A 12,761-nucleotide genomic window follows, 5' to 3' on the forward strand; every position below is an offset into this window, starting at 1 on the left:
TGTATAAAAAGGCGGCTTTTGTCGCCTTTGTTTTAAGCAATTAATGGCTTTTTGCTGTTTTTTTCCGCAGTTGATACAATGCGTCAAAAATGCCCTTGCGAAGGTCATTCGCTTTGGTTAGTATTCACACCCGCTTCAGTGGGAAACAAAAATCCTGCTAATTGGTCGAAGCATTGGTATGCGGCAAATCCGCAAGGAACAGGTTGATTATGTACGAAGCTCTTTTAGTTATTTTCCTTATTGTAGCCATCGCTCTCGTAGCGCTGATCATGCTGCAGCAAGGTAAAGGCGCTGATATGGGAGCCTCCTTCGGAGCAGGCGCTTCCGGTACGCTGTTCGGTTCAAGTGGTTCTGCGAACTTCATGACCCGCACAACGGCGATTCTGGCTACGCTGTTCTTCATCATCAGCCTTGTGCTTGGCAATATCAACAGCAACAAGACCAGCAAAGGAAGCGAGTGGGAAAATCTGAGCGCGCCAGCGAAAACTGAGCAAACTCAGCCAGCTGCACCGGCTAAGCCAACCAGCGATATCCCGCACTAAGTATTCTGTACCGAGGTGGTGGAATTGGTAGACACGCTACCTTGAGGTGGTAGTGCCCTAACGGGCTTGTGGGTTCGAGTCCCATCCTCGGTACCAATATTCCAGAAGAAAGACGTCGAAAGACGTCTTTTTTTTCGTCTGTAGACTGCGAGATCTCCGATCTTTTGTAGGGCGGGTAAGCGCATGCGTCAACCGCCATGTTGCCCGGTGGCGCTGCGCTTACCGGGCCTGCGAAAATCAAAATAAAAAAGGCGCCCTGTGGGCGCCTTTTGCACGTTACATCAGCGATTACTTCTTATCGCTGTGCTCCAGGTTTTCAACCTGCGGCAGACCGTTACCTGAACTGGCGGAGAGCAGGCCATTCTCAACATAGTTGAACAGCTTCTCGCGGGTATCGGTGATGTCCAGGTTACGCATGGTCAGCTGACCAATACGATCGTCCGGTGAGAACACGGATTCACCTTTCTCCATGGTCAGACGCTCTGCTTTATAGGTCAGGTTGTCAGACACGGTGTTCAGGATGGAGTAGTCGTTGCCGCGACGCAGCTCCAGCGTCACTTCACCGGTGATCGCGCTTGCCACCCAACGCTGCAGCGCATCACGCAGCATCAGCGCCTGTGGATCGAACCAGCGGCCCTGATACAGCAGTTTACCCAGTTGACGGCCATGAGAGTGATACTGCTCGATGGTGTCTTCGTTGTGAATGCCGGTCAGCAGACGCTCGTAAGCGATGTGCAGTAGCGCCATTCCCGGGGCTTCATAGATGCCACGGCTTTTCGCTTCGATGATGCGGTTTTCAATCTGATCGCTCATGCCCAGACCGTGACGACCACCAATACGGTTAGCTTCCAGCATTAGTTCAACATCATCAGAGAAGGTTTTACCGTTCAGCGCAACCGGATGGCCGCGTTCGAAACGCACGGTCACTTCTTCAGCCTGGATTTTGACGTTCTCGTCCCAGAACTTCACGCCCATGATCGGGTTAACGATCTTCACGCTGGAGTTCAGGAATTCCAGGTCTTTCGCTTCGTGCGTCGCACCCAGCATGTTGGAGTCGGTGGAGTAGGCCTTCTCGACTGACATCTTATAGTCGAAGCCGCAGGCGATCATAAACTCGGACATTTCATGACGGCCACCCAGCTCGTCGATGAAGTCGGTATCCAGCCACGGCTTGTAGATCTGCAGTTCGGCGTTGGTCAGCAGGCCATAACGATAGAAACGTTCAATATCGTTACCTTTATAGGTGCTACCATCACCCCAGATGTTGACGCCGTCTTCTTTCATCGCCGCAACCAGCATAGTGCCGGTGACCGCACGGCCCAGAGGGGTGGTGTTGAAATAGGTCAGGCCGCCGGTGGTGTTATGGAACGCACCGCACTGAATAGCCGCGATACCTTCAGCGACCAGTTGCTTACGGCAGTCAATCAGGCGCGCGTTCTCTGCACCATACTCTTTAGCGCGACGAGGTATGGCATCGTAGTCGTCCTCATCCGGCTGACCCAGGTTCGCAGTATAGGCGTACGGAACCGCTCCCTTCTGGCGCATCCACAGCAGTGCAGCGCTGGTATCCAGGCCGCCTGAGAAAGCGATGCCAATACGTTGTCCTACCGGAAGATGCTTGAGAATCGTCGTCATAGAATAAAACCCTGCTTGATTGACTGATTAGAGACCGCTTTCGCTCTCTTGTGCATTTTTATGCAAAATAAGTGAGTATTCATTTAATCATCTTTTGGCGAAGACCGGAAGAGAGTCGTGCGTTTTTTGTAAAAATTTTGGTCTAATCGATCTGGCGGAAGTTGGGTTGACAGGTGGGGTCAACTATCAATATACTAAACGCCGATTTTACGTCCCGTCTTCGGTACCAAATCCCAGCATTATTTGCAAATTCTGTCCAAAACGCGTAGAATTTGCCACGTTTCAGGCGCGGGGTGGAGCAGCCTGGTAGCTCGTCGGGCTCATAACCCGAAGGTCGTCGGTTCAAATCCGGCCCCCGCAACCACTTTCCCATAAAGTTCTTTTTCAAATATACTGTGAAGACTTAGAGCCTTCGTAGCTGGATTTGAAAAAATTCTTTCGGAAAGTGCTCCAGGCCACAGTTGTGGCTATAGGGTTCAGTTATCTAAAGCCCCGATTTATCGGGGTTTTTTGTTATCTGACTACAGAATAACTGGGCTTTACGCCCTTTTTTTATGTCTTGGGGGTGGGCTTGTCCACATTAGAGCAAAAATTAACAGAGATGATTACTGCACCGGTCGAAGCACTGGGCTACGAACTGGTCGGCATCGAATTCGTTCGCGGCCGTACATCGACGCTGCGCATCTATATTGATAGTGAAGATGGCATCAATGTTGATGATTGTGCTGATGTCAGCCACCAGGTGAGTGCGGTTCTTGATGTTGAAGACCCGATTACCGTTGCGTACAACCTGGAAGTTTCCTCACCTGGCCTCGATCGCCCGATGTTCACGGCCGAGCACTATGTGCGCTTTACCGGTGAAGAAGTGGCTCTCGTTCTGCGTATGGCCGTACAGAACCGCCGTAAATGGCAGGGAATTATCAAAGCCGTTGATGGTGAAATGATCACGGTGACAGTCGAAGGCAAAGATGAAGTGTTCGCGCTGAGTAATATCCAGAAGGCGAACCTGGTTCCCCACTTTTAACAGTCTGGATTGAGGTGAAAAGCCCGCGATGAACAAAGAAATTTTGGCTGTTGTTGAAGCCGTCTCCAACGAGAAATCACTGCCGCGTGAGAAGATTTTCGAAGCGCTGGAAAGTGCACTGGCTACAGCAACCAAGAAAAAATACGAACAAGAGATCGATGTTCGCGTAGAAATCGATCGTAAAAGCGGTGACTTCGATACATTCCGTCGTTGGGTAATCGTTGAAGAAGTGACCCAGCCGACCAAAGAGATCACGCTGGAAGCTGCCCGTTTTGAAGACGAAAGTCTGAACGTGGGCGAGTACGTTGAAGATCAGATTGAATCTGTCACCTTTGACCGTATCACGACCCAGACCGCTAAACAGGTTATCGTGCAGAAAGTGCGCGAAGCCGAGCGCGCGCTGGTTGTCGATCAGTTCCGCGATCAGGAAGGCGAAATCATCACCGGCGTGGTGAAGAAAGTGAACCGCGACAACATCTCCCTGGAGATCAAATCCGAAGGGTTGCCGGGTAACGCTGAAGCCGTGATCCTGCGTGAAGATATGCTGCCGCGTGAAAACTTCCGCCCAGGTGACCGTATTCGCGGTGTTCTGTACGCCGTTCGCCCTGAAGCGCGTGGTGCACAGCTGTTCGTGACCCGTTCTAAACCAGAAATGCTGGTAGAACTGTTCCGTATCGAAGTGCCGGAAATCGGTGAAGAAGTTATCGAGATTAAAGCGGCGGCTCGCGATCCGGGCTCCCGTGCGAAAATTGCGGTGAAAACCAACGACAAGCGTATCGACCCGGTCGGTGCTTGCGTCGGTATGCGCGGTGCGCGCGTTCAGGCAGTTTCGACTGAGCTGGGCGGCGAACGTATTGATATCGTTCTGTGGGATGACAACCCGGCGCAGTTCGTGATCAACGCAATGGCTCCAGCTGATGTGGCGTCTATCGTTGTTGACGAAGACAAACACACCATGGATATCGCTGTTGAAGCGGGCAACCTGGCGCAGGCAATCGGCCGTAACGGCCAGAACGTACGCCTGGCGTCACAGCTGAGCGGCTGGGAACTCAACGTAATGACCGTTGATGACCTGCAGGCTAAGCATCAGGCTGAAGCCCATGCGGCGATCGATACCTTCACTAAATACCTGGATATTGACGAAGACTTCGCCACTGTTCTGGTTGAAGAAGGTTTCTCTACGCTGGAAGAACTGGCCTATGTGCCAATGAAAGAGCTGCTGGAAATTGACGGTCTGGATGAACCAACCGTTGAAGCCCTGCGTGAACGCGCTAAAAACGCACTGACCACCCTGGCACTGGCTCAGGAAGAAAGCCTTGGCGATAAGAAGCCGGCTGATGACCTGCTGAATCTGGAAGGTCTTGATCGTGCGATTGCGTTCAAGCTGGCTGCCCGTGGTGTTTGTACGCTGGAAGATCTCGCTGAGCAAGGCGTTGATGACCTGGCTGATATCGAAGGTTTAACCGACGAGAAAGCCGGCGAGCTCATCATGGCCGCACGTAATATTTGCTGGTTCGGCGACGAAGCGTAATAAACTGTAGCAGGAAGGAACAGCATGACTGATGTAACTGTAAAATCGCTGGCTGCTGAGATTCAGACCTCCGTGGACCGCCTGGTACAGCAATTTGCTGATGCAGGGATCCCGAAGTCCGCTGATGACTCGGTGACCGCGCAAGAAAAACAAACCTTGTTAACGCACCTGAACCGTGAACACGGTTCTACGCCTGACAAGTTAACGCTGCAGCGCAAAACGCGTAGCACGTTAAACATCCCTGGTACCGGTGGCAAAAGCAAATCGGTCCAAATTGAAGTCCGCAAGACGCGCACCTTTGTAAAACGTGATCCGCAAGAGGCAGAACGCCTTGCCGCGGAAGAGCAGGCACAGCGTGAAGCGGAAGAACAAGCTCAGCGTGAGGCGGAAGCAGCCGCCAAACGTGAAGCAGAATTAAAAGCTGAACGTGAGGCCGCAGAAAAAGCGAAACGCGACGCAAGTGATAAAGTGAAGCGTGACGCTGCGGAAAAAGACAAAGTGAGCAATCAACAGACAGACGAAATGACCAAAACCGCCCAGGCTGAAAAAGCCCGCCGTGAAAATGAAGCTGCCGAGCTGAAGCGTAAAGCGGAAGAAGAAGCCCGCCGTAAGCTGGAAGAAGAAGCTCGCCGCGTCGCCGAAGAAGCGCGCCGTATGGCAGAAGAAAACGAGAAGAATGGTGTGAATACCGTTGAGCCGACTGAAGACACCAGCGACTATCACGTGACCACTTCTCAGCATGCGCGTCAGGCTGAAGATGATAACGACCGTGAAGTAGAAGGCGGCCGTGGCCGTGGCCGTAATGCAAAAGCAGCGCGTCCGGCGAAAAAAGGCAACAAGCACGCTGAATCCAAAGCTGACCGTGAAGAAGCACGCGCGGCTGTTCGCGGTGGTAAAGGCGGCAAGCGTAAAGGTTCCGCGCTGCAGCAGGGCTTCCAGAAGCCGGCTCAGGCCGTTAACCGTGACGTTGTGATCGGCGAAACCATTACCGTTGGCGAACTGGCGAACAAGATGGCGGTTAAAGGCTCTCAGGTCATCAAAGCAATGATGAAGCTGGGTGCCATGGCGACCATCAACCAGGTCATCGATCAGGAAACCGCACAGCTGGTTGCTGAAGAGATGGGCCACAAAGTTATCCTGCGTCGTGAAAACGAGCTGGAAGAAGCAGTAATGAGCGACCGTGATACTGGTGCTGCAGCTGAACCGCGTGCACCGGTTGTGACCATCATGGGTCACGTTGACCACGGTAAAACCTCTCTGCTTGACTACATTCGTTCTACTAAGGTTGCCTCTGGTGAAGCGGGTGGTATTACCCAGCACATCGGTGCTTACCACGTAGAAACTGACAACGGTATGATCACCTTCCTGGATACTCCGGGCCACGCCGCGTTTACATCAATGCGTGCTCGTGGTGCTCAGGCGACGGATATCGTTGTTCTGGTTGTTGCTGCAGACGACGGCGTCATGCCGCAGACCATCGAAGCTATCCAGCACGCGAAAGCAGCAGGTGTGCCGGTTGTGGTTGCAGTGAACAAGATCGATAAGCCAGAAGCGGATCCCGATCGTGTTAAAAACGAACTTTCCCAGTACGGTATTCTGCCGGAAGAGTGGGGCGGCGAAAGCCAGTTCGTACACGTGTCTGCGAAAGCGGGTACCGGTATCGACGAACTGCTGGACGCGATCCTGCTGCAGGCCGAAGTTCTGGAGCTGAAAGCCATCCGTAACGGTATGGCGAGCGGTGCGGTTATCGAATCCTTCCTGGATAAAGGACGTGGCCCGGTTGCTACCGTTCTGGTTCGCGAAGGTACGCTGCATAAAGGCGATATCGTTCTGTGCGGTTTCGAATACGGTCGCGTTCGTGCGATGCGTAACGAACTGGGTCAGGAAGTGCTGGAAGCAGGTCCGTCCATTCCAGTGGAAATCCTGGGTCTGTCCGGTGTTCCGGCTGCCGGTGACGAAGTGACCGTGGTGCGTGACGAGAAGAAAGCGCGTGAAGTTGCGCTGTATCGTCAGGGTAAATTCCGTGAAGTTAAACTGGCTCGTCAGCAGAAATCTAAACTCGAGAACATGTTTGCCAACATGACCGATGGCGAAGTTCACGAAGTGAACATCGTTCTGAAAGCCGACGTTCAGGGTTCTGTGGAAGCGATCTCCGACTCCTTGCTGAAACTGTCTACCGACGAAGTGAAAGTGAAGATCATCGGTTCTGGCGTAGGTGGTATCACCGAAACCGACGCGACCCTGGCTGCTGCGTCCAACGCTATCCTGGTTGGCTTCAACGTTCGTGCGGATGCGTCTGCGCGTAAAGTGATTGAAGCTGAAAGCCTGGATCTCCGCTACTACTCTGTCATCTATAACCTGATCGACGAAGTGAAAGCAGCGATGAGCGGCATGCTGTCTCCTGAGCTGAAACAGCAGATCATCGGTCTGGCTGAAGTACGTGACGTGTTCAAATCACCGAAATTCGGTGCGATCGCGGGCTGTATGGTTACCGAAGGTAACATCAAGCGTCACAACCCAATCCGCGTACTACGTGACAACGTGGTTATCTACGAAGGCGAGCTGGAATCCCTGCGCCGCTTCAAAGATGACGTTAACGAAGTCCGTAACGGCATGGAATGTGGTATCGGCGTGAAGAACTACAACGACGTTCGCGTTGGCGATATGATCGAAGTGTTCGAGATCATCGAAATTCAGCGTACCATCGCTTAATTACCGATTGTAAGCCGGGATCGCCTCGCGCCACCCGGCAATAATTTTAAAAGGGGCTTTTAGCCCCTTTTTTGTCTGGAGAATTTATTATGGCGAAAGAATTTGGTCGCCCTCAGCGCGTAGCGCAGGAAATGCAGAAAGAGATCGCACTCATTCTGCAACGTGAAATTAAAGACCCGCGCGTCGGCATGATGACCACTGTTTCCGGTGTCGAAATGTCCCGCGATTTGGCCTATGCAAAAGTGTTCGTCACCTTCCTGAACGATCAGGACGAAGCGGCAGTGAAAAACGGCATTAAAGCGCTGCAGGAAGCCTCTGGTTTCATCCGCTCCCTGCTCGGCAAAGCGATGCGCCTGCGCATCGTGCCTGAGCTGACCTTCTTCTACGACAACTCGCTGGTTGAAGGTATGCGTATGTCCAACCTGGTGACCAGCGTGGTTAAACATGACGACGAGCGTCGTGTTAACCCGGCGGACGACAGCAAGGAGGACTAATGAGTCGTCCTCGTCGTCGTGGTCGCGACGTGCATGGTGTGCTGCTGCTGGATAAACCCCAGGGCGCTTCCAGCAACGACGTGCTGCAGAAAGTTAAGCGTATTTATAACGCCAACCGTGCGGGCCACACCGGCGCGCTCGATCCGCTGGCAACCGGCATGCTGCCGGTTTGCCTGGGAGAGGCGACAAAGTTTTCCCAGTACCTGCTCGACTCCGATAAGCGCTACCGCGTTATCGCTAAACTGGGTCAGCGCACGGATACCTCCGACGCGGATGGTCAGGTGGTGGAAGAGCGTCCGGTGACGTTCAGCGCGGAACAGCTTGATGCTGCGCTGGAGAGCTTCCGTGGGGACTCGATGCAGGTGCCGTCGATGTATTCGGCGCTGAAATATCAGGGCAAGAAGCTCTACGAATATGCGCGCCAGGGCATTGACGTCCCGCGTGAAGCCCGTCCGATAACCGTGTATGAGCTGCTGTTTATTCGCCACGAAGGTGATGAACTGGAGCTGGAAGTACACTGTTCGAAAGGGACCTATATTCGCACTATCATCGACGACCTCGGTGAAAAGCTGGGCTGCGGCGCGCATGTGATTTACCTGCGCCGCCTGGCGGTGAGCAAGTACCCGGTGGAGCGGATGGTCACCCTGGAATATCTGCGCGAGCTGGTAGAACAGGCGGAAGCGCAGGGGATCGCGCCGGCAGATTTGCTGGATCCTTTGCTGATGCCGATGGACAGTCCGGCAGCGGACTTCCCGGTTGTTAATCTTCCTTTAACATCGTCCGTTTACTTTAAGAACGGCAACCCGGTTCGTACGGCACAAGCGCCGCTGGAAGGACTGGTACGCGTGACCGAAGGTGACGAAGGGAAATTCATCGGTATGGGCGAAATGGATGGCGAAGGGCGCGTTGCGCCGCGTCGTCTGGTCGTCGAATATCCGGTCGACGCGTGACGGTGGTAACGGCTCACCTTGCGATAAGCAGGGGAGACGAGTAGAATATCGCCGCTTAACGCCTGGTAAATTGTTTAACAATCTGCGGGGCGTACATGGGATTGCTGAATTAGAGATCGGCATCCTTACATTCTTTATACTTTGGAGTTTGAAAATGTCTCTAAGCGTTGAAGCTAAAGCTAAAATCGTTTCTGAGTTTGGTCGTGGTACTAACGACAGCGGTTCTACCGAAGTTCAGGTTGCACTGCTGACTGCACAGATTAACCACCTGCAGGGTCACTTTGCAGAGCACAAAAAAGATCACCACAGCCGTCGTGGTCTGCTGCGTATGGTTTCTCAGCGTCGTAAACTGCTCGACTATCTGAAACGTAAAGATGTTGCACGCTACACCGCGCTGATCGAGCGTCTGGGTCTGCGTCGCTAATTCTTGCGAGTTTCAGAAAAGGGGGCCTGATGGCCCCTTTTTTCAACCAGACGGCAGCAATTCACTGGAAACTATTGTATTGTTGCTATAAATGATCTTCATTGCAGAGGTTCGCGCGGCTAATGAGAGGCTTCACCCATGGGGGTGTTGGTTGTCATTAGTCGCGAGGATGCGAAGAAGGTCGGGTTAAATCGACAGCACACCGGTGGTGTGCTGTCAAACATTTAAGAAAGGACAGAACTTTGCTGAATCCGATCGTTCGTAAATTCCAGTATGGTCAACATACCGTCACGCTGGAAACCGGCATGATGGCACGTCAGGCTACTGCTGCCGTTATGGTAAGCATGGATGACACTGCGGTATTCGTTACCGTTGTTGGCCAGAAAAAAGCTAAACCAGGTCAGGACTTCTTCCCGCTGACCGTTAACTACCAGGAGCGTACCTACGCTGCCGGTAAAATCCCGGGTGGTTTCTTCCGTCGTGAAGGCCGTCCAAGCGAAGGCGAAACCCTGATTGCGCGTCTGATTGACCGCCCGGTTCGTCCGCTGTTCCCGGAAGGCTTCGTTAACGAAGTACAGGTTATCGCGACCGTTGTTTCCGTTAACCCACAGGTTAACCCGGACATCGTTGCCATGATCGGCGCATCCGCTGCCCTGTCACTGTCTGGTATTCCATTCAATGGCCCAATCGGTGCCGCGCGCGTTGGCTACATCAACGACCAGTACGTGCTGAACCCAACCCAGGAAGAGCTGAAAGAAAGTAAGCTGGACCTCGTTGTTGCGGGTACTGAAGCGGCTGTACTGATGGTTGAATCCGAAGCTGAACTGCTGAGCGAAGACCAGATGCTGGGCGCTGTGGTATTTGGCCACGACCAGCAGCAGATCGTTATCCAGAACATCAACGACCTGGTGAAAGAAGCCGGTAAACCACGTTGGGACTGGCAGCCAGAAGCGGCAAACGACGCGCTGAACGCACGCGTTGCAGCCCTGGCAGAATCTCGTCTGAGCGATGCATACCGCATCACTGACAAGCAGGAGCGTTACGCTCAGGTTGACGTGATCAAGTCTGAAACTATCGCGACCCTGGTTGCTGAAGACGAAGCGCTGGACGCTAACGAACTGAGCGACATCCTGCACGCTATCGAGAAAAACGTTGTTCGTAGCCGCGTACTGGCAGGCGAGCCGCGTATCGATGGCCGCGAAAAAGACATGATCCGTGGTCTGGATGTGCGTACTGGCGTTCTGCCACGTACTCACGGTTCCGCGCTGTTCACCCGTGGCGAAACGCAGGCGCTGGTTACCGCGACCCTGGGTACTGCACGTGATGCACAGATCATCGACGAACTGATGGGCGAGCGCACTGACAGCTTCCTGTTCCACTACAACTTCCCTCCGTACTCCGTAGGCGAAACCGGTATGGTTGGCTCGCCGAAGCGTCGTGAAATTGGTCACGGTCGTCTGGCGAAGCGCGGCGTGCTGGCAGTGATGCCAGAAGCTGACAAATTCCCGTATACCGTTCGTGTGGTTTCTGAAATCACCGAATCCAACGGTTCTTCTTCCATGGCTTCCGTGTGTGGTGCTTCTCTGGCGCTGATGGATGCAGGCGTGCCGATCAAAGCCGCCGTTGCGGGTATCGCAATGGGCCTGGTGAAAGAAGGCGACAACTTCGTTGTTCTGTCTGACATTCTGGGTGACGAAGACCACCTGGGCGATATGGACTTCAAAGTAGCGGGTTCCCGCGAAGGTATCTCTGCGCTGCAGATGGATATCAAAATTGAAGGTATCACCAAAGAGATCATGCAGGTTGCTCTGAACCAGGCTAAAGGTGCGCGTCTGCACATCCTGGGCGTGATGGAACAGGCGATTAACGCGCCGCGTGGCGACATTTCTCAGTTCGCTCCACGTATCCACACCATCAAGATCAATCCAGACAAGATCAAAGATGTTATCGGTAAGGGCGGTTCCGTAATCCGTGCGCTGACCGAAGAGACTGGCACCACGATCGAAATCGAAGATGACGGTACTGTGAAGATCGCAGCAACCGACGGCGAGAAAGCGAAATTCGCGATCCGTCGCATCGAAGAAATCACGGCAGAGATCGAAGTGGGCCGCGTCTATGCAGGTAAAGTGACCCGTATCGTTGACTTTGGCGCGTTCGTTGCCATCGGTGGCGGTAAAGAAGGTCTGGTTCACATCTCTCAGATCGCTGACAAGCGCGTTGAGAAAGTGACCGATTATCTGCAGATGGGTCAGGAAGTCCCGGTGAAAGTGCTGGAAGTTGATCGCCAGGGCCGTATCCGTCTGAGCATTAAAGAAGCAACCGAGCAGTCTCAGCCAGCTGCTGCGCCAGAAGCACAGGCAGCAGAACAGCAAGGCGAGTAAGTTGCCATTTGCCCTCCGCTTTGCGGAGGGCCTATTATCAGGCAGGACGCCTTGTTAAGCCGCCGGGGGACAGGACGTTCATCCAATAGTTGTCTTCGGGAGTGGGAAATGAAGCCTTTTTTGCGCTGGTGTTTCGTTGCGACAGCTTTAACGCTGGCAGGATGCAGCAACTCTGCCTGGCGTAAGAGCGAAGTCCTCGCAGTGCCATTGCAACCGACTTTGCAGCAGGAAGTGATTCTGGCACGCATGGAACAAATACTTGCCAGTCGGGCTTTAACCGATGAAGAACGCGCACAGCTTTTATATGAGCGCGGAGTGTTGTATGATAGTCTCGGTCTGAGGGCATTGGCGCGAAATGATTTTTCACAAGCGCTGGCTATCCGACCTGATATGCCTGAAGTATTCAATTACTTAGGCATTTATTTAACGCAGGCAGGCAATTTTGATGCTGCCTATGAAGCGTTTGATTCTGTACTTGAGCTTGATCCAACTTACAACTACGCGCACTTGAATCGCGGTATCGCATTGTATTACGGCGGTCGTGATAAGTTAGCGCAAGATGATCTGCTGGCGTTTTATCAAGACGATCCTAATGATCCTTTCCGTAGCCTGTGGCTTTACATCGTTGAGCGGAAGCTCGATGAGAAGCAGGCAAAAGAGGCACTGAAACAGCGCTTCGATAAATCGGACAAGGAACAGTGGGGATGGAACATTGTCGAGTTCTACCTGGGCAACATTAGCGAAGCAACGCTGATGGAACGCCTCAAGGCGGACGCAACGGATAACACCTCGCTCGCTGAGCATCTCAGTGAAACCAACTTCTATTTAGGTAAGTACTACCTAAGTCTGGGGGATATGGACAGCGCTACGGCACTGTTCAAATTAGCGGTTGCTAACAACGTACACAACTTCGTTGAGCACCGTTATGCATTGTTGGAATTATCGCTCTTGGGCCAGGAGCATGACGACCTGGCAGAATCGGACCAGCAATAGCTGACGACATAAACATCAGCCCGTAATCTTTTGATTGCCATCACCTTAACTGGTGAGGGCGTTGTTGTTCGTCAA

10 protein-coding genes and 2 tRNA genes are annotated in these 12,761 nt (G+C 53.1%); 11 read left to right on the plus strand and 1 reads right to left on the minus strand.

The genetic code is table 11. The features are described 5' to 3' along the window. Nucleotides 1-209: 209 nt before the first annotated feature. On the plus strand, nt 210-542 hold the full coding sequence (secG, locus tag FOY96_RS02280) for a preprotein translocase subunit SecG (protein ID WP_023333590.1): 333 nt from the start codon (nt 210-212) through the stop codon (nt 540-542). Nucleotides 543-551: 9 nt separating this feature from the next. After that, nucleotides 552-638: transfer RNA gene (locus tag FOY96_RS02285), tRNA-Leu, on the plus strand. Between the two features lie 192 nt (nt 639-830). Here FOY96_RS02285 and argG read toward each other — a convergent pair. Continuing rightward, nucleotides 831-2,177, minus strand: a complete 1,347-nt coding sequence (gene argG / locus FOY96_RS02290; protein WP_024906366.1) for an argininosuccinate synthase — start codon at nt 2,175-2,177, stop codon at nt 831-833. 287 nt (nt 2,178-2,464) lie between these two features. Here argG and FOY96_RS02295 point away from each other — a divergent pair. The 9 genes from FOY96_RS02295 to nlpI all read left to right on the plus strand — a co-directional run bounded on the left by FOY96_RS02295 (nt 2,465) and on the right by nlpI (nt 12,686). Then, nucleotides 2,465-2,541 (plus strand) — tRNA-Met (locus tag FOY96_RS02295). A gap of 207 nt (nt 2,542-2,748) precedes the next feature. After that, nucleotides 2,749-3,201 (plus strand): ribosome maturation factor RimP, encoded by a 453-nt coding sequence (rimP, locus tag FOY96_RS02300; RefSeq protein WP_014833432.1) that lies wholly within the window; start codon nt 2,749-2,751, stop codon nt 3,199-3,201. A gap of 28 nt (nt 3,202-3,229) precedes the next feature. After that, on the plus strand, nt 3,230-4,732 hold the full coding sequence (nusA, locus tag FOY96_RS02305; RefSeq protein ID WP_029739628.1) for a transcription termination factor NusA: 1,503 nt from the start codon (nt 3,230-3,232) through the stop codon (nt 4,730-4,732). A 24-nt stretch (nt 4,733-4,756) separates the two neighbouring features. Beyond that, entirely contained in the window at nt 4,757-7,444 is a 2,688-nt protein-coding gene (gene infB, locus FOY96_RS02310) for a translation initiation factor IF-2 (RefSeq protein ID WP_023309335.1), read from the plus strand. Between the two features lie 89 nt (nt 7,445-7,533). Further along, on the plus strand, nt 7,534-7,938 hold the full coding sequence (rbfA, locus tag FOY96_RS02315; RefSeq protein WP_003024988.1) for a 30S ribosome-binding factor RbfA: 405 nt from the start codon (nt 7,534-7,536) through the stop codon (nt 7,936-7,938). After that, the gene (gene truB, locus FOY96_RS02320; RefSeq protein WP_143346435.1) at nt 7,938-8,888 is read left to right on the plus strand and encodes a tRNA pseudouridine(55) synthase TruB; all 951 of its coding nucleotides are present in this window, start codon (nt 7,938-7,940) and stop codon (nt 8,886-8,888) included. Before rbfA ends, truB begins: the two co-directional genes overlap by 1 nt. 154 nt (nt 8,889-9,042) lie before the next feature. After that, the gene (rpsO, locus tag FOY96_RS02325; protein WP_003861789.1) at nt 9,043-9,312 is read left to right on the plus strand and encodes a 30S ribosomal protein S15; all 270 of its coding nucleotides are present in this window, start codon (nt 9,043-9,045) and stop codon (nt 9,310-9,312) included. 242 nt (nt 9,313-9,554) lie between these two features. Continuing rightward, complete coding sequence (pnp, locus tag FOY96_RS02330) at nt 9,555-11,693, plus strand: polyribonucleotide nucleotidyltransferase (protein WP_023309332.1); 2,139 nt, start codon at nt 9,555-9,557, stop codon at nt 11,691-11,693. Nucleotides 11,694-11,801: 108 nt separating this feature from the next. After that, a complete protein-coding gene (gene nlpI / locus FOY96_RS02335) occupies nt 11,802-12,686 on the plus strand; it encodes a lipoprotein NlpI (protein ID WP_023309331.1) in 885 nt (294 codons plus the stop codon). Nucleotides 12,687-12,761: the final 75 nt, after the last annotated feature.

It is taken from the genome of Enterobacter asburiae (assembly GCF_007035645.1).
Taxonomy (GTDB): domain Bacteria; phylum Pseudomonadota; class Gammaproteobacteria; order Enterobacterales; family Enterobacteriaceae; genus Enterobacter; species Enterobacter asburiae_B.

Coding starts and splice junctions, on each gene's coding strand:
- argG (WP_024906366.1), bottom strand. CDS start 2,177: ATGACGACGATTCTCAAGCATCTTCCGGTAGGACAACGTATTGGCATC.
- rbfA (WP_003024988.1), top strand. CDS start 7,534: ATGGCGAAAGAATTTGGTCGCCCTCAGCGCGTAGCGCAGGAAATGCAG.
- infB (WP_023309335.1), top strand. CDS start 4,757: ATGACTGATGTAACTGTAAAATCGCTGGCTGCTGAGATTCAGACCTCC.
- rpsO (WP_003861789.1), top strand. CDS start 9,043: ATGTCTCTAAGCGTTGAAGCTAAAGCTAAAATCGTTTCTGAGTTTGGT.
- secG (WP_023333590.1), top strand. CDS start 210: ATGTACGAAGCTCTTTTAGTTATTTTCCTTATTGTAGCCATCGCTCTC.
- truB (WP_143346435.1), top strand. CDS start 7,938: ATGAGTCGTCCTCGTCGTCGTGGTCGCGACGTGCATGGTGTGCTGCTG.
- nusA (WP_029739628.1), top strand. CDS start 3,230: ATGAACAAAGAAATTTTGGCTGTTGTTGAAGCCGTCTCCAACGAGAAA.
- nlpI (WP_023309331.1), top strand. CDS start 11,802: ATGAAGCCTTTTTTGCGCTGGTGTTTCGTTGCGACAGCTTTAACGCTG.